17 protein-coding genes, 2 pseudogenes and 1 CRISPR repeat array (1 of these 20 running past the window's edge) are annotated in these 21,152 nt (G+C 44.1%); of the genes and pseudogenes, 3 read left to right on the top strand and 16 right to left on the bottom strand.

The window, feature by feature from the left end:
- Positions 1-903: a CRISPR direct-repeat array (repeat unit 29 nt; unit sequence CGGTTTATCCCCGTACTCACGGGGAACAG) (it extends 776 nt beyond the left edge of the window).
- Positions 904-1,093: 190 nt separating this feature from the next.
- The 14 genes from cas6e to Xentx_RS09205 all read right to left on the bottom strand — a co-directional run bounded on the left by cas6e (position 1,094) and on the right by Xentx_RS09205 (position 16,391).
- Complete coding sequence (gene cas6e / locus Xentx_RS09265) at positions 1,094-1,693, bottom strand: type I-E CRISPR-associated protein Cas6/Cse3/CasE (protein WP_074019967.1); 600 nt, start codon at positions 1,691-1,693, stop codon at positions 1,094-1,096.
- Positions 1,684-2,352 carry a type I-E CRISPR-associated protein Cas5/CasD gene (gene cas5e / locus Xentx_RS09260; RefSeq protein ID WP_074019966.1) on the bottom strand — a complete coding sequence of 223 codons (669 nt, stop codon included), beginning with the start codon at positions 2,350-2,352 and terminating at the stop codon, positions 1,684-1,686. Before cas5e ends, cas6e begins: the two co-directional genes overlap by 10 nt.
- 2 nt (positions 2,353-2,354) lie before the next feature.
- On the bottom strand, positions 2,355-3,446 hold the full coding sequence (gene cas7e / locus Xentx_RS09255; RefSeq protein WP_074019965.1) for a type I-E CRISPR-associated protein Cas7/Cse4/CasC: 1,092 nt from the start codon (positions 3,444-3,446) through the stop codon (positions 2,355-2,357).
- Between the two features lie 12 nt (positions 3,447-3,458).
- Positions 3,459-3,956 carry a type I-E CRISPR-associated protein Cse2/CasB gene (gene casB, locus Xentx_RS09250; RefSeq protein ID WP_074019964.1) on the bottom strand — a complete coding sequence of 166 codons (498 nt, stop codon included), beginning with the start codon at positions 3,954-3,956 and terminating at the stop codon, positions 3,459-3,461.
- A gap of 3 nt (positions 3,957-3,959) precedes the next feature.
- On the bottom strand, positions 3,960-5,474 hold the full coding sequence (gene casA / locus Xentx_RS09245) for a type I-E CRISPR-associated protein Cse1/CasA (protein ID WP_074019963.1): 1,515 nt from the start codon (positions 5,472-5,474) through the stop codon (positions 3,960-3,962).
- Between the two features lie 14 nt (positions 5,475-5,488).
- Positions 5,489-5,623, bottom strand: coding sequence for a hypothetical protein (locus Xentx_RS19785; RefSeq protein ID WP_279625085.1), 135 nt, complete (start codon positions 5,621-5,623; stop codon positions 5,489-5,491).
- 277 nt (positions 5,624-5,900) lie between these two features.
- Entirely contained in the window at positions 5,901-8,579 is a 2,679-nt protein-coding gene (gene cas3 / locus Xentx_RS09240) for a CRISPR-associated helicase/endonuclease Cas3 (protein WP_074019962.1), read from the bottom strand.
- Between the two features lie 204 nt (positions 8,580-8,783).
- Positions 8,784-9,416: a bifunctional 4-hydroxy-2-oxoglutarate aldolase/2-dehydro-3-deoxy-phosphogluconate aldolase gene (locus Xentx_RS09235; protein ID WP_074019961.1), complete on the bottom strand. Its 633-nt coding sequence runs from the start codon at positions 9,414-9,416 to the stop codon at positions 8,784-8,786.
- Positions 9,382-10,392, bottom strand: coding sequence for a sugar kinase (locus Xentx_RS09230; RefSeq protein ID WP_083600928.1), 1,011 nt, complete (start codon positions 10,390-10,392; stop codon positions 9,382-9,384). The genes Xentx_RS09235 and Xentx_RS09230 overlap by 35 nt, the downstream gene beginning before the upstream one ends.
- Positions 10,393-10,395: 3 nt before the next feature.
- Positions 10,396-11,817 (bottom strand): glucuronate isomerase, encoded by a 1,422-nt coding sequence (uxaC, locus tag Xentx_RS09225; RefSeq protein WP_074019960.1) that lies wholly within the window; start codon positions 11,815-11,817, stop codon positions 10,396-10,398.
- 17 nt (positions 11,818-11,834) lie between these two features.
- Positions 11,835-13,301 carry a fructuronate reductase gene (locus tag Xentx_RS09220; protein ID WP_074019959.1) on the bottom strand — a complete coding sequence of 489 codons (1,467 nt, stop codon included), beginning with the start codon at positions 13,299-13,301 and terminating at the stop codon, positions 11,835-11,837.
- Positions 13,302-13,369: 68 nt separating this feature from the next.
- Positions 13,370-14,554, bottom strand: coding sequence for a mannonate dehydratase (gene uxuA / locus Xentx_RS09215; protein ID WP_074019958.1), 1,185 nt, complete (start codon positions 14,552-14,554; stop codon positions 13,370-13,372).
- 14 nt (positions 14,555-14,568) lie between these two features.
- The gene (locus Xentx_RS09210; RefSeq protein WP_074019957.1) at positions 14,569-15,867 is read right to left on the bottom strand and encodes a TRAP transporter large permease; all 1,299 of its coding nucleotides are present in this window, start codon (positions 15,865-15,867) and stop codon (positions 14,569-14,571) included.
- A 17-nt stretch (positions 15,868-15,884) separates the two neighbouring features.
- Entirely contained in the window at positions 15,885-16,391 is a 507-nt protein-coding gene (locus Xentx_RS09205) for a TRAP transporter small permease (RefSeq protein ID WP_074019956.1), read from the bottom strand.
- Positions 16,392-16,652: 261 nt separating this feature from the next.
- On the opposite strand from Xentx_RS09205, the gene Xentx_RS09200 reads away from it, so the two are divergent.
- Together Xentx_RS09200 and Xentx_RS09195 are read left to right on the top strand one after the other, a co-directional pair.
- Positions 16,653-17,645: a TRAP transporter substrate-binding protein gene (locus tag Xentx_RS09200; RefSeq protein WP_074019955.1), complete on the top strand. Its 993-nt coding sequence runs from the start codon at positions 16,653-16,655 to the stop codon at positions 17,643-17,645.
- Positions 17,646-17,765: 120 nt separating this feature from the next.
- The gene (locus Xentx_RS09195) at positions 17,766-18,515 is read left to right on the top strand and encodes an FCD domain-containing protein (RefSeq protein ID WP_074019954.1); all 750 of its coding nucleotides are present in this window, start codon (positions 17,766-17,768) and stop codon (positions 18,513-18,515) included.
- Between the two features lie 111 nt (positions 18,516-18,626).
- Here the strand turns inward: Xentx_RS09195 and Xentx_RS18790 are convergent.
- Positions 18,627-18,818: pseudogene (locus Xentx_RS18790) on the bottom strand (HigA family addiction module antitoxin); the annotation flags it as partial.
- 61 nt (positions 18,819-18,879) lie between these two features.
- A pseudogene (locus Xentx_RS19535) lies at positions 18,880-19,676 on the bottom strand (IS4 family transposase); the annotation flags it as partial.
- Positions 19,677-19,991: 315 nt separating this feature from the next.
- Here Xentx_RS19535 and Xentx_RS09180 point away from each other — a divergent pair.
- Complete coding sequence (locus Xentx_RS09180; protein WP_208607565.1) at positions 19,992-21,053, top strand: phospholipase D-like domain-containing protein; 1,062 nt, start codon at positions 19,992-19,994, stop codon at positions 21,051-21,053.
- The last annotated feature ends 99 nt before the right edge of the window (positions 21,054-21,152 follow it).

Here is a 21,152-nt window from a genome sequence, read left to right as displayed (position 1 = left end):
TATGTCGATTGCAAGTTTCGGTTTATCCCCGTACTCACGGGGAACAGGCCAATTTCGTGACTGTGCTTCTCAATACGCTGCGGTTTATCCCCGTACTCACGGGGAACAGTGGTCATTGGTTGCATCTCCCATGCTATTCAACGGTTTATCCCCGTACTCACGGGGAACAGTCTTTGTTGTTCTCAATGCGTGATTGCCAGAGCGGTTTATCCCCGTACTCACGGGGAACAGCCGTTAAACTTGGTCTCCCATTCCGAAATGTTCGGTTTATCCCCGTACTCACGGGGAACAGAGAGTATGGGATAAACGCGGCTGCTTATCTGGCGGTTTATCCCCGTACTCACGGGGAACAGTGAAATACCAAAATCTATAGCAAAAAAACTGGCGGTTTATCCCCGTACTCACGGGGAACAGGGCCAGTGAAGACACCGTTCAGCAGTTCGACACGGTTTATCCCCGTACTCACGGGGAACAGTGAAGATGGACAAAATACACATTTTTATTGAACGGTTTATCCCCGTACTCACGGGGAACAGGCACCAAAGAACTCGTCAACAATCAATCCTACCGGTTTATCCCCGTACTCACGGGGAACAGCAGAAGAATGCATACTTACGTGATGCAAAAATCGGTTTATCCCCGTACTCACGGGGAACAGTACAGGAAAACCTGAAACAATGTCAGCTCTATCGGTTTATCCCCGTACTCACGGGGAACAGGATTGGGGTTCCATGGAGTGTACATGCAATCTCCGGTTTATCCCCGTACTCACGGGGAACAGTAATGTATTTGTGATTAGATAAGGAAAATGGACGGTTTATCCCCGTACTCACGGGGAACAGCTCTGAACTACTGAGAATAATTAGCCCATTCACGGTTTATCCCCGTACTCACGGGGAACAGACTAATCATATCTATTTGTTTTTAAAAAATTTCTTTGAAAGAAAAAATTCTACCACGTTTTTTACTTAAAAATCGCATTTTATCAAATATAAAAATATTTATTTTTCAAAACGTTAAAAAAGATAAAACTTAAACCATTCCGATCTACCGAAATTCCCTATACGAAAAATTTATGCTACGAGGCTCATTTCTAACTCAAAGACAAAGAGAGTAAACCACAACCCATAGCTTTAGCCGGTCCAATTCCTTGATTTAAAAGAGCAATAAAATCTTCATTTTCCTGTACGATGATTTGCCCTTCAAAGCATACTGGCTGAATTTTCCCCCTAATATCATCTTTGTAAAAATAGATGGAGGATTCCGGTGTTACCCAAGCCGTCGATAACAGCGCCGCTCCTGCTAATTTGCGTGATAACCATTGCAACTGTTCCTCCTCATGAATGAGAGGTACTCGGCAACTTTTGATCTTACCGTTGCGATCACGGCGCTGTTCTCCGTCTTTAATAGTCTTAATCGGATTAGCCCGTAACTTAAAACGTAGCTTAGCACCATCCGGAATAGACCACTGAATAGGTTTACTCACGATAACCTGAGCCGCTTGCGCTGACGAAGGTGCCTGTACTGATTGCAATAAAGCTTCCGCACCTCGGCCAAAGCTCTGAGCCTCAATCCGAAAAAGAAAATCACGTGCATCATTAGGACGATGAGGAAAAAGTTGCCACAAAGCCCGATGCAGTTGATAGGGATCTTTTGCCCATCGCCAGTCAATCCAAACTTTGCTTAAGAACATGGCGAATCTCCCTGAATAACAAACCAATCATGCGTCGAAAACTGACGTGGCAAGGCAACAATAGGCTCATCCCGTGCGCGTAAAGGATATCCTTTTGAATCGATTGCCTCTTCACTATAAATCGTTCCCCCATCACCAAATTGATTTAATGCTAATCGGGGATTATCTGCCTCACATTGTCCCAAATAGAGTGGATGACTCAACGGGCAACTACGTCTCCCTAAATAAGGAGTAAACCAAGGCTTTTGAACGGCAGCAACTAAGCTTTCTAACTGGTAATGACTATCAGGTAAACACCAAACTGCGACGGTAAAGTGCGCATCACAGAGATATTCACGCCAAGTTTGAATGATGTCATGCCTTTTCAGACTAACGTAATCAACTCTGGCATCCTTAATGGTGTGATAATCCGTAATTTTGCTCAACCTCACAAACTCCTCGTCCAATTTATGATCATCACAGCGCACTGCAAAACGTACACTGTCAGACAAGGCCTGAAGTGATTCTTTATCATTTCGGCGTATCCCAAGACATGCTCCAAGCAACCCTAGTAAACCACTACGAGTGGGAAAATTAGCGGTGGGACGTATACCTTCAAATGTGGGTTGCCCCCAAAACTGCATGGGGCCGGAAAGGCGTAATATGAGATAAGAAGCCATATTTAACCCTCACCGTTATTACGGATCCAGTTTTTCAGCTCTTCTAACCCTGATTTGGATACAACACCTTTCGGAAGCTCTGTATCCAGCAAAGAAAATTGTGCGGCTGGTCCAGTGAGTCCATAAACTTGGGCAACACGGTTCCAATAATCTGTGAAAGCGTCAATAGAGGGTTTGAGATAGCCATCCTGCTTTGCTTTGACAGGTGCTTCAAAAGCGTTGGCCATAGACACGGGTACATCAGAAAAGTTGACGATGACCAAATCTGCTGGATTAAATGCCGCGAATGTACGTTGTTTCGCATTCGGGGTTTCCGTCGCCAACATATGCGCCAGATGTGCAGCAATATCTAACGCCTTGCTGCGTTCAATACCGCCGAGATTTTCCTGTAATTGCGCAAAATTCAGGCTGGCATAACGGTAGAATACCCCCGCAGAGAATTCCTGCGTCCCCAAATGAGCAGATCCCAAATCTTTTAAATCATCAACAGCAGAAAACCAGTCAATATCCGATGCCACAGTATGGGTAGTGATGGCGTGTGCAATAGACATCGCCCCATCCACTTTACCCAATTCCTTCATCATACCGCTAGTCGCCATACGGCCACTTAATGCCAGATCAACGCCATTTTGTAAATTAGCGCGCATAGCCGCAATGTTTGGTTTCAGTTGTTTTGTCAGTTTCTTGTCATCCACTCCTTCAGCATCTGCCTGAACAACCTGTTCACAGAACCAGGCGACTTCGCCTACGACCCAGGGAGATATGGCACCCCCAAGAATTTCCTCCGAATCATCAATTTTTTCTCCAGCCAGTAGTGTCAGTGAACGATCGATCAATGCTGTTTCAAAGCGTGTTCCTAAACGTTCATGTAAAACATTTCTAAATTCAGCCAATTGAATAGTTCGAATACTCGACTCCCCTAGATATCGCATGTAGTAATCGCTTTTACGCATTGCTCGTTTAAGACTTTGACTGGAAATACGCACCCGACGCTTGCCACCAAAGATAGCGTCTTTTTGCATGTTCATATCATCACGGTTCAGGCAAGCCGGGCTATGGGAGATTAATACATGGAAATTAATAAAATTGTTCATTATGTTACGTCCTTATGCGGTTTTCTTTTGAGGAGGAAGAGCAAGTATGAAATCTTCTAAGATCTGACGGCGAGCATGTTGATTCCACCGTATTAATTGCTTGGCCAGCGCTGGCCAGTAAAGCTTAGGTTCAGCATGGATAAGCAAACGACGCAACTGCACCATATCGTTAGGCCAATCTGCACGCAACACTTGGTACAGCCGGCGTTCACTGATACGTTCACTATCTGCCAACGCCTTACCCAGACTAATACCTTTGGGATTTTTTTCATCCAGTTCGATATGCTTGATAACCTCTTTCCCTGCACTCAGACAAAACACCATACGGAGCAATGGCCATTGCTTTTCTTCATCCTTCCAGTCGAAAGGTTTGACCAGCCGGTAAAAAGCGGGAATATCCCTTAATTTTTCAGGCTCGGTCACGCGCCTAAGTTGGGCACAGGCACCATTATCCAGTTCATTCCAAGCTTTGTAGAGAGCAAGTGGATCAAAATCAGAATCAAACGACATATTTTATTCTCCTTGAGGCTGACGCAAAGCGGCGAGTTGTTTATGTAGGCTACGGCGGGCAACAGCCAGTGCTTTGACCAGCTTGGAGTGATGGCAATAAGGTGCGGTCACTTGTTCAAAAAGATTAATACATAAATTATTTAGACTTTTCTTCAATTGCTCTAAGCACTCATCTGCCTGTGTAAAATCGATAGATGCCAACAAATTAGGGATAAGCAAGTCACTCTGTCGGTAATATTCTCGCTCTCCCTTTTCATGCACCGCTATTCCAGCCCCTTTGATATCATTCTCTTTGATACCTTCCGCAAAGATGTAAAGTGCCTTACGCAAAGCTGTCTTATATCCCAGGCCAATTCCGACAACTTCGTTAATCACTTCAGGATGGGTTTGCCAGCCCTGATTAACAACCATCACATCATGCCGTCGCTCCAAAATTGACGCCTGATTATTACGATAACCACCGACAATCAATTGCATCCGAGCCTTGGAAAACACGCTTCTGCTTTGATCCACCACAGCAGCAGGGCGATGCCCTTCTTTTGTATCCGCTTCACGACTGACCAGTAAACGGCTGATTTGAGTCCATGAAGGCGCAGAGGTTGTGAAGGCCAGGAATTTCTCTTCCACCACTCCTTGTTTTACCTGTAATACACGCGGAGAGTGGGGATGTGGCCACACGCCCTCCACCGAGAAATTAAACTTTTCTTTCAGGAAACCCGTATAGCGTTGTGTGGCTTGTTGTCCGCAACCGCTGCACTGACCAACTCCCACTGGGGGGCATAATTCAATATGGTTGGGTTGCCAGAACAACCCTCTTAGTAAACCGATATGTGTCGCAGGAATGGTTGCACCTGCCTGAATCGGTTCTTGCCATACTGGCAATTGTTTAGCCTGCAAGTCTTCGCTAAGCAATTGTTGCAGATAAGGTTGTGTTAGTACATTCAACCAGATCGTCGTGCGTAGATCAGCATAACGGCTATTTATTGCCTGTAATAGAGTGGTAACGGGGGCGCCTCCACGTAAACCACTTTTAAATCCCCCACCAAAACTAGGCGCATTATTAGCCTTGTTAAACAAGGCAATAGCGGTACAGCCACCACACAATGCATCCCCTTGCCCCGGTTCATTAATGAAGGTGCAGTTGGTGGCACCAGTCAATCCAGCTAACAACTTATCCATACTGGTCACGTCATTGGCTGACACACCTTTGAACTGCATAAATGGCATATCGGGGTGATCAAGCTGAAAAGTATCACTCCAGGCAGAAATTCCCTGAACGAAGTCGTCAGATGTCAGCGGCTGTTTTATACGCAGGTGCAAAGTCTGATCATCTTGCGGTGTCCAAATCACCTGAGTGAGGCAAACCAGCAACTGGAGGGCAGATAGCTCCATATCATCTCTGGGTAAACATAAAATCCATTGCTCGTCCGAACACAATAATGTTTGCAAAGAAATTGTAGTGGGTGTTCCCCCTGCCATCGGGCGAACGGGGATCCAATTATGAACCAATAAATCCATCAACTTTTCCTCCTTTAACTAAAAACTTTTGCTATCTCCAACAACAACGCCAACACAGCCACCGAAAGGGATACAATCGCAACTCCCATCGGAGTGACGGAATTGATGGCGTTGATTAATAACCTGATATTTTTGACAAATTTCTGCATACCCAAATCTCATTCTGAATACTTAATGTTCAGAATACTGAAGAGTGATATGGACAGCAATAAAAAACCAAGTCATTATGTACAGCGAAGTTATTATGTATAAGAGTGCTCAACTACCCTATTCTTATAAAATCGAATTCATTGCCTATTACAAACCATAACGTATACTGTTTCGCTGTGTTCCCCGCACATGCGGAGGATAAACCGTCATTCTGTACATGAGTGATGCTTGTCATCAAGTTCCCAAACCCTTTTGGGATTTATCAGAGGGGGATGGTTATAATACCAATACCATCCCCTGTTCATGGCTGTAACGCAATCTGCCATCCTTACTACTCCAATCCCAATCGGTAATATCGTTGTTCCCTTCCAGCCAAACTCTGTTCCATTTATCCTGAACTAAACCCAATTTTTGCTTCCATCCCAAAGGAACATTAACCTGATTACGGGTTAATGCCTCCTGCCGCCGAAATTCCCCTAGTTGTTCATAAATACTGCCATCTAACAACTGCCTTCCTGCTTCTGTCACAACAAAAAGCACCAAAGGAATACTCATGGCACCATCACGAGTGACAGCTCTCTCATTACCTTCAACGTCCCGCAATCCAACCATTTCAGCCCAATCCACCATTCGCTGTGCTTTCATACACTGAGTGAAATTATTCTCTTCAAAGGCTTTCATACCTTCAGTTACCCATTGCGGCTCAGGTTCTGAAATATCTTCCCGATAAATAGGCTCAAGCCACTTGCGGTAGGCATCAGGAAAAGAAAGTGGTTTGCCTTGCAAAGTTTCAATCCATTTTTGAGTACGCCACATAACTCGGGTATGACTATAGATTTTGCTAAATCGTCCATATCCTGCGGTGATGGGGAGAAGAACGACAGCCTTAGGGTGTGCAAAATCTTCAGGACGTATCGCGCACCAGTGACGATGTAATCTGCCCAGCCGCTGGAACAAAAGATCTACCGGACAATGTTGGGTGATAATCCAGTCAAAATCGACATCAAGGGATTGTTCAACTACTTGGGTGGCGACCAGAATACGCCCATCACAACGATTTCCGCCTTTACCAAAGCAACTTAGTACAGCACTCTCTTTTACCTGACGATCTACCAGGCTAAAACGGGCATGAAACAACATAACGTCAACCCTGCCCGCCGCTAGCTCTTTTAGTTGCCGCCAAGCCTGTTGAGCCACATCGACTAAATTACAGATCAGACATACTTGAGCCCCTTTACGCGCAGCATCAACCATACGTTCCAATAAGGAATTATCAGGCACCGCATCTTCTGTGTAATAAGGCTCAAGATGGAGAGAGAATGGGGCTGGATATTGCTCAGGTTGATCCTGCAAGTCAAAAAACTGCGTCTCACCATTTCCAACCCAGCTAACCAGAGGATAAGGCGTATCTTCCACTGCCACAGCTTGTTCACTGTTAGCGTTATCAGGCAAGGGAACATAACTGTTTAATAACTGTTGTTTCTGTTTTTGCGGTAAGGTGGCCGACAGTAAGATTGCAGAGCTTCCGGCACGCAATTGATTATGTAAAACTGCATCCAACAAACCGTACATATATTGATCATAAGCGTGTATTTCGTCGATTATCAGCACACTACGGCCAACACCAAAGCCACGGACAAAACGATGACGGATCGGTAATACAGAAACCAGCACCTGATCGATAGTACAAACCCCGATTTGCCCTAAAAAAACCCGTTTCCGCCCCTGCGATAGCCATTCGCAACACTGGCTCCAAGCCTCTTCCTCTTGAAGATTAATCCCGCGCTGTTTGATCGCCTGAAAAGTGGTATTAAAACGCGCATTACCATGAGCAAGAATCAGATTCGGAGCCGTGAAGAGTTTTTCTGCTAACTTGTCCATACGATCCAGCATCGCGTTAGCCGTAGCCTGAGTCGGCAATGCAAAGATAATGCTATCGGCCAGATTGTGCTCCAATAATCTCCAGGCATAAGCCAGTGCAGCTTCCGTTTTACCAGAACCTGTCGGCGCTTCGATCAGTGTCAATCCTGAAACTACAGGAAGTTTATCAACTAGAGTCTGTACTTGCCGAGGTTGGTAGCCGGTATCAAGTAACGTCTGCACTGAAGCATCTTGTTTCACCTGACCTATTAAGCCACTACGCGTCACCACACGCATGGCGTCTTCTTGATAACGCTGTTCGAAATAGGCCCGCAACTCTGCTACATCAGAGACAGCAGTCGCGCGGTAGTTAAAAGTATCTCCGGTTGACCAAGAGCCTAGCCAGTCCGCTATCGAACAAAACCCAGCCATCAAAATGGGACAGTCAGGCGGAGCATCCTGCAACGAAAGACCCACTGGCGATAAAAACAACTCCGCGGCAATATCCAGCCAGACGAGCCGGGCTTGTTTATCACGAGCTGCATGGTGGCGTAATGAAAATGGCAGAGGATAATTAGCAAAATGGATCACATCCTTTTTCTGCCTGATAACGCCATGGTGGCCACATACTGCTTCTATCCAGGAGAACCAATCCTGATAATGGTGTACCGTATCAGTAGATCCAAAGTCATCATCGTCTTCAGATGATTCTGGCTGATAGTCACCAATAAACCAGTAAAGCCCTACGGCACCATGATCGTAACTTTGACATTCTTCGATTGAAGGTAATCTGGATTGTCTATCTTCTGGGTTTAAAGATAACCATGTTTGTGGGGATTTATATTGAAAACGGATATCAAATTTACCCAGATCATGTAAGGCGACAAAAAATAGCACCCATGCCCTCACCTCACGTTCATTCCTATTTTGATGGATGCAAAACAGATGCCTTAATCCCGGACTATGATCCCACCAATACGCAGCGACACTGACCACATCCAGAAAGTGGAAAGATAACAGATGATATTCATCTCCCTCTGAAGTTTTTAGTTTCCGCGCTTTTCCCCAATATCGATGTATTATAGTAATATTCATTCTATTCAAATGTTATTTGATTGTTATTCAAAGAATAAATCATTATCTTTAATACGCTAATTAAATTAAAAATACTGAACTGTAATGATCTAAAAATTTGCTCTATCTCATAAAAATCGATTCCAAGACATTCAATATACGTTGATACACTCAACGTATCAGGGATACATAATCCCAAGTAAAAATCATAAAAAAATGATCATTTCAGCAAATAGTTACCAACTCCACCGCCTCTCGTGCCAATTTACTCACCTTTTTCCACTCCTTATCTCTGATCAACTGTGGGCTAACCATCCATGATCCACCACATGCCACAATTTGTGGGATAACAAGATAATTGCGAATGTTCTCAACACTGATCCCACCTGTTGGCATGACCTTTAACTGTGGGTACGGGGCAAGTAGCGCTTTAATCATCGCAATTCCACCCGATGGTTCGGCAGGGAAAAATTTGACAAAATCGATGCCTAATTCCAGCGCCTGTTCAATTGTGCTGGCATTGTTCACGCCGGGAATGATAGGGATACCAATTTGCTGGCACGCCTGTACGGTATTTGGGTTAAGCCCTGGTGAGACAACAAACTCTGCACCTGCCGCTTTTGCCTGACGAACATGTTCACGATGAAGCACGGTGCCTGCCCCGATCAGCATATCTGGCCGTTCAGCCTTCAGCAGGCTAATCGCTTCGGCAGCACTCTCGGTACGAAATGTGATTTCAGCGACGGGAAGGCCGTTGTCGGCTAATGCGTGACCAAGAGGAATGATATCTCTGGCTTCTTCAATGGCTATCACAGGCACAATTTTAATCTGACGCAGACGTGCCATCATCTCTTGCATTTTCATCCTCTCCAATTTCGTTCGAATTAAAAAAACGGGCGATAACCCCTTGTGTCGCAGCTTGCGGAACAATCGCACCTTTATGCTGGATCACAACCCCTGCGAGCTGATGCCCCATTAATGCTGAATCATGAACAGATTTCCCATTTAACAACCCCGCGATAAAACCCGCATTAAACGCATCGCCCGCCGAAGTGGTATCAACGACAGGTTTAACAGGTTGAATTTCAATCTGTTGTGTGGCATCGCAGCCGCTTAAGTCACGATAAAAACAACCCCGTTCACCCGCTTTGATAATGGCTTGTTTAACCCCCATTCTTTTCAGACGATGAAAACTTTCCTCAATTGACATATCTCCCCAGAGGCTCGCTTCATCATCGTCAGTGACTAACGCAATATCAGTGATGGCATACATTTGCTGATAACACTCACGGGCTTGGGCATCTTTTTCCCATAAGGCCGGACGATAATTACTGTCAAAGAAAATCACTTTCCCTTCAGAAGATAACTGTTTCAAATCCATTAGCAGCAATTGGCGATCATCTTCGGGCAAAACCGCCAGGCTGATCCCGCTAAGATAGAGCGCATCCATGTTCTGCAATTGCTGGCGCACTATGGGGTAATCAGAATGGCGCAAGAGATAACGCGCCGCTGAGTTATTGCGCCAGTAAAGAAACGTGCGCTCACCTTTTTCATCAAGTTGGATCAGGTATAAACCAGGCTGATGCACGTTATCACGCAACACTAACGCAGTATTAATGCCCTCTTGCTGCCAGCGTGAGATCATACCTTCGCTCAAGGCGTCCGTTCCCACCGCCGTGACAAAATGGACATCAAGCATATCGCCGCCAGCGCGAGTCAGATAAACTGCACTATTTAGCACATCACCGCCATAGCTTTGTGTCATAGCACCAAATGGGATGCCATTTAGCTCGATCATACATTCGCCAATCAGGGCAATTTTCCGCATCTGCATTCTTTAATCCTTCATAGCCTGAAAATAACGTTCAGCATTATTGAAGCAGATATCCTGGACTATCTGCCCCAGCATTTTTTCATCATGGGGAATTTCACCATTTTCGACCCATTTCCCCAGCATATTGCAGAGAATGCGCCGAAAATATTCATGACGGGTGTAGGATAAGAAACTGCGTGAATCTGTCAGCATACCGACAAATTGGCTTAACAACCCTAATTGCGAGAGTTGCTCTAATTGACGCTGCATACCGTCTTTTTGATCGTTAAACCACCAGCCCGATCCAAATTGGATCTTACCCCTAATACTTTTCCCATCCTGAAAGTTGCCAGTCATAGTTGCGATCACTTCATTATCGCGGGGGTTTAAACAATAGAGAATGGTCTTCGGTAATTCGTCTGTTTTATCCATCTCATCCAGCAAGCGAGATAATGGGTAAGCGATAGGATTATCTCCAATGGAATCAAAACCGCTGTCTGGCCCTAACAGATTAAACATACGCGTGTTGTTATTGCGTAAGGCACCAATATGCATCTGCATTACCCAGCCGTGTTTTGCATACTGCTTACCTAACCAAACCAGCACCGCTGTTGTGAATTGTGCGATTTCTAATTCACTGAGTGATTGCCCTTGTCTGCGCTTTTGCAAAATGATATCTAACACTTTTTCATCAGGTATCGGCGCATAACGCAATTGTTCAATACCATGATCCGATGCCACACAACCGTGATCCTGAAAGTGTTCAAGGCGACGCTCTAATGCCTGTAATAAATCAGCAAAACGCCCGATAGCGACATCAGCGACTTCTCCTAATCGTTCGAGATAGTCACAAAAACCCGGTAATTCAATTTTGAAAACTTTGTCTGGACGCCAGCTTGGTAAGACTTTGATGGTGAAATCTTTATCATTGGTGATCTGTTGATGATATTCGAGAGAATCAATGGGATCATCCGTTGTTCCTGCCATTCGTACCTGCATTTGCTGCATAATGCCACGGGCAGAAAATTCACTTTGAGAGAGCTTTTCATTCGTCTCATACCAGATAGCCTCTGCGGTGTCAGGCCCAAATAATTTTCCGCTAATGCCAAATGGGCGCCGCAATTCCAGATGTGTCCAGTGATAAAGTGGATTACCAATCGTCAGAGGAACCGTTTTCGCCCATGCAAGATATTTTTCGTAGTCACTGCTTTCAGTACCAGTAATCAGTTCCTCTTCAATCCCTGCCGCACGCATCGCCCGCCATTTATAATGATCGCCTTCCAACCAAATTTGACCAAGATTGTGGAAACGGCGATTTTGCGCAATCTCTTTTGGATTGAGATGACAGTGATAGTCATAGATAGGCATCAACGCCGCGTAATCATGATAAAGACGGCGGGCGACATCATTATTTAACAGGAAATCTGCACACATAAAGGTTTTCATTATTTTTTCCTCTATGATCAAAGAGCTGCAACCGCCTGGCGTGCGCCAACATTCAGTAAGTTCTGGTAGGCTCTGGTGACGTTATCGACAAGGTCACGGTTTTTGACTAATTCCTTGCCGAAGATCGGTTCAATGGCCAGTAACGCTTCTACCACAGCAACAGAATGACCATATTTGGCAAAAATCGCCGCAAAGGTCTCTTTTAATGGATCACGCACATCAATAGGTTGGCCTTGTTCATCTACGCCACTGATATAGCGCATCCAACCCGCCACACCGAGCGCTAAATGGCGATAATCATTTCCCTGCATAAGAAGATGCCATTCAATGGAATCAAGCATGCGCTGGGGCAATTTCTGGCTGCCATCCATCGCAATTTGCCATGTCTGGTGTTTTAACGCTGGGTTAGTGAACCGTTCGATCAATTTATCCGCATAGGCCACTAAATCGATATCTTCTGGCATCGACAGGGTTGGAGCTTGTTCATTCAGCATCAGTGCGTACACTGCCCGACGATAATCGGCATTTGTCATCGTATCGGAGATATGGGCATAGCCGCCCAAATAACCCAGGTAAGCCAGAAAGGAATGAGCGCCATTTAACATGCGCAACTTCATCATTTCAAATGGCGCCACATCGTCCACAAATTGTGCACCCGCCAGATCCCAATCTGGACGCCCATTGACAAAGTTATCTTCAATCACCCATTGACGGAAAGGTTCGCAGGCAATAGCACAAGGATCTTCAACGCCCAGTCGTTGGGCAATTTCAGTTAAGGTTTCTGGTGTGGCTGCCGGCACAATACGATCCACCATCGTGCAGGGAAACGTCACCTGATTTTCTATCCATTGTGCCAATTTTTCGTCCTGTAAACGCGCCAGACCCAATACGGCCTCACGGGCAACATGTCCATTTTCCCGCATGTTATCGCACGACAAAATTGTCACCGCAGGTAGGCTTCGTTCAAAACGCAATTTTAATGCCGCAGTGATATAGCCGATGGCTGATCTTGGCACTGCGGGATTGGCAATATCTTTAATAATCAATTCATTATTTGGATCTAAACGCCCGGTCGCGGCATCTGTACAATAGCCTTTTTCAGTGATTGTCAAAGAGATGATTGCAACATCAGGGTGCGCCATTTTTTCGATAATCGCCTGAACACCATCAATTAATGGGTGCATCCCCTCTTTCATCGAACCAATAATTTTTAATCTGATTTCCTCCTGCTCTTTCTCTGCGACGGTATAGCGCATGGACTGTTTTTTCAGATTTTCAATCAGTGAAGCATCATTTAGCATCAGGTTAACTTCACAAAATCCCCAATCACTGTCTGTTTGTTCTAATACATGATGTGTATAAAGCGCCTGATGCGCCCGATGAAACGCACCGCAGCCTAAATGCACCATACGGGCAGTAAGGCGTTCGGTTGTCCAGCGAGGGTATGGGACAGACGTTATCGCACTGACAAGATTTTTTTTCATAATCGACTCACAAATAAGCGGCAATGAGTGACATTCATTCACTACCCTGTAGGGTTCAAGGTCAGAAATTATTTTCGGAAAAATGCACGATGAATGCCCAACTCAAGGCCACGAATTTCAGCCAGTCCTTTCAGGCGGCCGATTGCCGAATAGCCGGGATTCGTTTTCTTTTTCAAATCATCAAGTATTTGATGGCCATGATCAGGCCGCATTGGAATCAGGTGATTTTCACCTGCTGCCAACCGACGATGTTCTTCTTCTGCAACCGCTTTGATCACTTCATACATATCCACATCACCGGCAAGATGCGCCGCTTCGTGGAACGTGGATGGGTTTTCTTCCCGTAGGGTTGAGCGCAAATGGAGGAAATAGATACGGGAACCAAATGATTTGATCATCTTCACCAAATCATTATCCGCCCGCACACCGTAAGATCCGGTGCACATCGTATAACCATTGGCATTACTGTCTACCGTTTCGGCTATCCAACGCATATCCTCTATGGTAGAAACAATGCGTGGCAGGCCTAAGATCTCACGCGGGGGATCATCAGGATGAACGGCCATTTTGATGCCGAGTTCTTCTGCAACCGGAATGATCTTTTTCAGGAAATAAGCAAAGTGCTCACGCAATTTGGCCTTATCAATATCGGTATAACGTTTTAGGTGTTGGCGAAATTGTTCTAAAGTATAGCCTTCCTCTGCACCGGGAAGACCAGCGATGATCGTGTTTATTAGTTTTTGCTTTTCTTCTTCTGTCATTGAAACAAAACGTGATTGTGCTTGCGCAATTTCATCATCGGAATACGCTTTTTCTGCACCACGACGTTGTAAAATGTGGATATCAAAAACGGCAAATTCGATTTGATCAAAACGCAGCGCTTTTGAGCCATCAGGTAATTCATATTCGAGATCAGTACGAGTCCAATCCAGAACAGGCATAAAGTTGTAGCATATTGTTTTAATCCCGCAGGCAGCGAGGTTGCGCAAGGTTTGTTGATAGTTTGCGATCCATCGATCGTACTCCCCAGTATGCGTTTTGATATCTTCATGAATGGGAACACTCTCTACGACTGTCCATTCAAGTTGGTTAGCTTCAATCAGTGCCTTACGTTGTGCTATCTCTTCGAGAGTCCAGATTCCGCCATTGGGAATATGGTGCAACGCCGTCACAACCCCTGTTGCTCCAGCCTGACGGATATCCGCTAATGAAACCGGATCTCCAGGCCCATACCAACGCCAAGTTTGTTTCATAATTCCCCCTATAACTAATTCAAAACTAATTCAGGTAACCACAAACTCAATTGCGGCAGATATGTCACGAGAGCGAGCGCCAAAATCAACGCAACATACATCGGGAGCAAGGGTTTCAGTACCTTATCAATACTCACTTCCCCCACCGAGCACCCCACAAATAAAGCACTGCCGACGGGAGGGGTACAAATCCCAATGGCTAAATTAAACGTCATGATGATGCCAAAATGAACCGGATCAATCCCCATGCTCATTGCAACGGGTAAGAAAATTGGCGTGAAGATCAAAATGGCCGGTGTCATATCCATAAAGATCCCCACAATTAATAGGATGATATTAATGACTAACAGAATGGTCAGCGGATTATCAGAAACCGTCATCAATGCATCCGCAATCAGATACGGCAGATCAGCATTGGCCATCGCCCAGGACATCCCCATTGATACACCAATCAGCAGTAAAACAATCGATGTGGTCACCGCAGAATCAAGAATAATTTTGGGCAGTTGTTTGAAACTCACTTCACGATAAATAACCACTGCGAGGATAAAACTGTAGAGCACGGCAATCGCTGATGCTTCTGTCGCTGTAAAGATCCCCGCAATAATCCCGCCCATAATGACTACAATCAGCATTAATGACGGAATGGCTTTCCACGCTGTAGCAAAAAACTCGCGCCATGTTGGCCGAGGTGCAACAGGATAACGCTTCTTCTTGGCAATAATGGCAGACACAATCATGAGTGAAGTTCCCATAATAATACCAGGGATATAACCCGCTAAGAACAAGGCAGCAATCGATGTTCCCCCTGAAACCAAAGAGTACACAATTAAGGTATTGCTGGGTGGGATCAGCAAACCAGAAGGACAAGAAGCGATGTTCACGGCAGCAGACAACTCAGGGTCATATCCTTCTTTTCTCTGCATCGGCGCCATTGTCCCTCCGACCGCGGCGGCAGATGCCACTGCCGAGCCGGAAATAGCCCCAAACAGCATGTTCGCCATGATATTGACGTGCATTAATGATCCCGGCAAACGACCGCCAATCATTTTAGCCAGATTGATCAAACGCGCTGCTATCCCGCCCTGGTTCATAATATTTCCGGCCAGGATAAAGAACGGGATCGCTAATAAAGAGAAATTATCTACACCCGCAGCCATACGTTGTGCAACAACCGTGATCGCAGATTCTAGCGGCAATGTCATCGTAATAGCGACTAACGAAGATAAGCCGATTGCAAAAGAAACGGGAACACTCAATGCCAGTAATATTGCAAATGTACCAAAGAGTGCGGCAATGACATACCAATCCATACTCTAATCTCCACAAATTAATGATTCTCAGACACAACGGGTGGTTGACCAGAAAAATGCTGAACAATCGAGATCACATCAACGAGCGCATAGAAAATCATCAATAATCCGCTAATAGGCAAACATAAATAGATGTATCCCATCTTCCAGCCTAATACAGGTGTGATTTGACCATTTTCCAGTGTCGAAGACACAAGCAGGCTGCCACCATAAAGCAGCACAATGGAAGAAAATAAAATAATGGCTGCCTGAATAATCAAGCCGACAATACTTTTCTTGACGCCTGTTAATTTCATCATCAGTAGATCGATAGCAAGATGACGATGCTGTCCGGTGGTATATGCAGCGCCAATCATTGCAACCCACATAAACAGATAACGAGCTAACTCATCGGTCTCGGTACTCGGTGCATCTAAGACATAACGTGAAATGACCTGCCACGACACACATAAAACCAGAAAGGCCAGCAGGCAGATGGTAAAAAATGCCAAACTTTTATTGGTTATCGCTACAAGGTTTTTCATTTATCCGATTCCTGTCATTTTGGTTTACCAATTAAAGTCCACACAGGAATGAGAATCTATACTGATCGTACTAAAAACGTTGAAATAACTCCCTGAAAAAGGGTGAGATAGATCACAAACACAAAAGGTCAACCAATTTTGCCGGTTTTTGCGATTCAGATCGACCAATCGGATTTTACCCTTTGCCCAATCAGTGAGATCTGATTATGGTTTGTCCACAGAAAATAACAAAAACCTACGCTCACCTCTGGAGAACCAAACATGCAGAACAACAAACGACAAGTTTTAGGTATAGCAAGCATAGCGGCTGGCGTAATGTTTATGCTGGGGACATCCCAGGCTTTCGCTGTGACAACACTGAAACTCAGCCATAACCAGAACCGAGATCATGCTGTCCATAAAGCCATGACCGAGTTTGCTAACGAAGTGAAAGAAAAAACCAATGGAGAGGTTCGTATCCGCATCTATTCTGATTCTCAATTGGGCAACCAACGTGAATCTATCGAATTGATGCAAAACGGCGCTCTGGATATTGCTAAATCCAATGCGGCAGAATTAGAAGCCTTCTCTCCGGCTTATTCCATTTTTAACCTGCCCTATTTATTCCGTGATAAAGCGCACTATCAACAAGTCATTAATAGCGATATTGGTAAAGAAATCCTCGATTCAAGCCAAAACATGGGATTTATTGGTCTCACTTACTATGATGCGGGTGCACGCAGTTTTTATGCGAAAAAACCGATCAGAACGCCTGAAGACCTAAAAGGTTTGAAAATTCGTGTACAACCCAGTCCAACAGCCATTGCGATGGTAAAAGGGTTAGGAGGAAATCCAACACCACTCGCTTATGGTGAACTCTATACCGCATTGCAACAAGGGGTTGTGGATGCAGCGGAAAACAACATTACTTCTTTTACGTTAAGCCGCCATAATGAAGTGGCGAAATTCTTTTCGCTGGATGAACATACGATGATCCCTGATGTGCTGTTAATATCGAACAATTCGTTGAATAAATTAACCATTGAACAGCAAGAGATTGTGAAAAAAGCGGCATTAACCTCCTCAAAATACATGATTCAACTGTGGGAAAAATCAGAAAAGGAAGAGCGTGCTAAAGCAGAAAAACAAGGGGTTGAATTTATTGCCGTGGATAAAACCCTCTTTCAAGACGCGGTTAAACCCATGTATGACGATATTGCTAAAACTCAACCGGAATTATTCGAAATGGTAAATCGAGTACGTAAAATAGAATAATTTTCTCTCAAAACCACCTATTGTAACAAGAATAGGTGGTTATATTTCTGGCATTGATGTCTTAGAATAACATCATTTTTAGTCGATCCATTTAAGTATATGACCTTACGGCGGCATTAAATGATGAACTTTGCAGACTCCAGGCGTCCCTATCACGAAGTAGCCCAATCATTACGTCAGATGATTATAGAGATGGATTATTCTCCTGGTGATCGTCTCCCGACAGAACGAGAAATTGCGGAAAAATTCAGCGTCTCACGCACTCTTATTCGTGAAGCGTTAATTGTACTGGAATTGGAAAACCTCATCGAAGTACGCAAAAGCTCAGGTATTTATCTCATCCAACTGCCATGCGCTTATGCAAGCGATACCTCCATTAATGCCGCAGGGCCTTTTGAGTTATTGCAAGCGCGCCAATTGTTGGAAAGTAATATCGCTGAGTTTGCCGCACTCCAGGTGACGCCGGTCGATATTGCCAATATGCGCAACGCGTTGGAAAAAGAGAAAAAAGATCTGATTTCGGGAGAAAGTGAATCCGGTGATAAGGAGTTTCATTTAGCTATCGCGCAGGCAACGCATAACAGTATGTTAGTTGAATTGCTTAAACAGTCCTGGGCGTGGCGTGAGAATAACCCTATGTGGATCAAGTTACATAGCCGAATTACCAATACCGACTATCGTAAAGCCTGGTTGAACGATCATCAGGCAATTTTGGCAGCGATGATCAAAAAAGATCCCGCAGCAGCGAAACAAACGATGTGGCAACATTTAGAAAATGTGAAACAGAGCTTGCTGGAATTATCCGATGTGGATGATCCTAATTTCGATGGGTATTTGTTTGAATCTTATCCGGTGGGAATTGGGAAGTGAGTTTTTGACGCTGAGCTGGCTGAAAATCTCAAGACATTGGAAGATTTGAGCCAGCTTTTCCACTTTATAAAAAACTGACCGTTTTGAAACCACTTTTAAGGCTGAATTCGTTTCCGGTGTACTACCGATCACCACAGATAACTTCAATGCCATCTCTGGAGTGACGGAAGTCTGTCCAGAAAGAAGCCTGCTAGCGGTAGAAGGTGCGATTTCCATTGCTTTAGCAAACTGCCGTAAACTTACACTCATTTCTTCTAGTGTTTCAGCAATAATTTCCCCAAGATGGGCCTGTCTCTTGATCATATTTCATAGGTCAAGAGACTTAGACAGTAAATAACCTTCAAGGAGGGCTTGTAACATGAACCATTTTGAGCGTAACAGGCACATAACGGATCTCACAGACAGCTTCACACGCCTTACGTCCGCCTCGCTGTTTAACCTGAACTTTTCTTTTATCTGCCGGCTACAAAGATTCACTGAACTGATAAAGTTTATCTGGGCTTTGTTCAATACAATGGTTTTGCATTGAACGAACAATAAGACGCTGTTGATGCGTGATTTTATAGGTCAGATAGTCAATGATGTCTGCCTCGCGATCACAAACCGAAATGACTTTATTCATCTCACTGCCAAGATGGGTTTCTGTTACCTAGGAGGCGCGTTCCCACTTATAACTTTCCTTGTCTTTGTACGGACGGCAAGCCCGTTGCGCTTTCTTGCCATAATGATTCAGCTCTCTTGTCCAGCGCGTTTGTTCAATCAGGCCAATGACCTGTTCTTCTCTGGGAGCAAAAAGCAAAACGGAATGGGCATGCAGGCTTGTGGAACTTTTTCGTGATGTGGTATATCCCATTTCCTCCCTGACTGTCCGATAAGTAAACTCCAGTGAGGTTGTATCTTCCAATGCAAGCAAACAATCATAGGACCTAGCGTGTTCAGCCGTTGCCACAAATCCCACCCCAGCAATAGCCGCTGCATCAATGGCCTGATTACGCGTAAATCGATAAACGGCTTCAATAGCCGCGGGTATTTTGAGTGATTGCCCGATATGATTGGCTAAAGAGTCAGTGAATTTGATAAGACTTTTGTTCGCCGGCTGTCGCCCAAATTTGCGTGAGAAAAAGTCTCATAAGCCCATTGTTCTGCATGAGTTTGAAACATTTTACCGTACCTCAATGAAATCGTTATTACTCAGATCAGCAAAGTGGAAAAAGATTCAAAAAAATCCCACGATTTTTTCTCAGGGGATTTGTGTATGAAAGACAGACCTAGCTTGGGGATTTTCTATATACAATAAAATAGAGTTACCGAAACTCTATTTTTAGAGCCTTGCAAAACCTCAAAATACACCTTAACATTGAAATACATAATTTTTATAAAAAAACAATTAGTTACAATAAAATCGTTAGTATTATTTATACAAAAGTGAATAACGTGTATAGTTATGAGGGTTTTCACACGGCATAAGGAATGATTGTGTTCAACTTTGCTATACATCCCTACGTATATTCATCAAGTCATATAAACGGTCTACGTAAATTATTAGAAGAAACATGGATCCGGAATCTTTCCCCCGGAGATGGAACCATTTTTATAATTTCTGGTTTTTCCAATTATAATGGTGGTGCTCGTTTCTATAAAAGATTAAAAGAGCATACTGAAAATGGAGGAAAAATATTTGCAATTCTCGGCGGTAGTTCAAGTAAGAAACTTTCCAGTAAACAGGTAGTTGAGGCTCTGCTTGAATGTGGTGCACAAGTCTTTTTAATTAATAGAAAAAGAATATTACACGCTAAATGTTATGGATATATAAAAAATAATGATGCACAAAGTTTAATTGTTAGCTCCGGTAATTTTACGGGACCGGGAATGTCTCAAAATATAGAAGCTTCTGTCCTTTTGGATGAAAGATTAACAGCTAACTCTAATTTTGACTGGATTTCATGTGTAAATCAACTATTATCGCAAGATTGGCAGTATTTTAAATGCAATCTTGATCATTTAAATCCTTGTTGGAATCTTCTATATGATGAAAGCGCTCGCTCCATCGTACCTGATGATTCAGAACTTGAAACAATGATCATTACTCTTCAGCCAACTGATACTAATAGGATACAAGCATCAAGTGGAGACAGAGCAGGTTTAGGAAGTCAATACTTTTGGTTAAGTAAAGATTGTTTTGATTTTTTCCCACCACTAACTATCAAAAATGAAAGAGGATGGAAAGGAACCTTATCTACTTTAATTAACCTAAACTATATTGATCTTGGACGTTCAAGAGAAGAAAGAGTCACATTTGAAGCAGAAAATAACCTTGATTTCCGGTTAGGGACAGGATTGCTACGTTATACCAAAATAGCATCACCTGAAGATCTTGCGTGTTTAACAAGAATAAATGACACAGACTATGAACTACGTATCATTAATAAATTAGATCGACGTTATCAGACTCTACGCCAATATGCTCATAACTTTATTGGGAATAGAGGAAAACAATATGGTTTTATAGATAATCTAACTTTTGGAAAAATCATTTAAAATCAGAACCACCCGCATAGCGGGTGGTTTGCTCTAGCCCTATAAGGGCATGTTACCGACTGCGCCTAAATGACGCGGCTTTCTCTTCGTTCAAGCTAA

The sequence above is a fragment of the Xenorhabdus thuongxuanensis genome (assembly GCF_001908095.1).
In the GTDB taxonomy this organism is placed as follows: Bacteria; Pseudomonadota; Gammaproteobacteria; order Enterobacterales; family Enterobacteriaceae; genus Xenorhabdus; species Xenorhabdus thuongxuanensis.
Note: the sequence above shows the minus strand (reverse complement) of the source record. Positions and strands in the feature narration are given on the sequence as shown.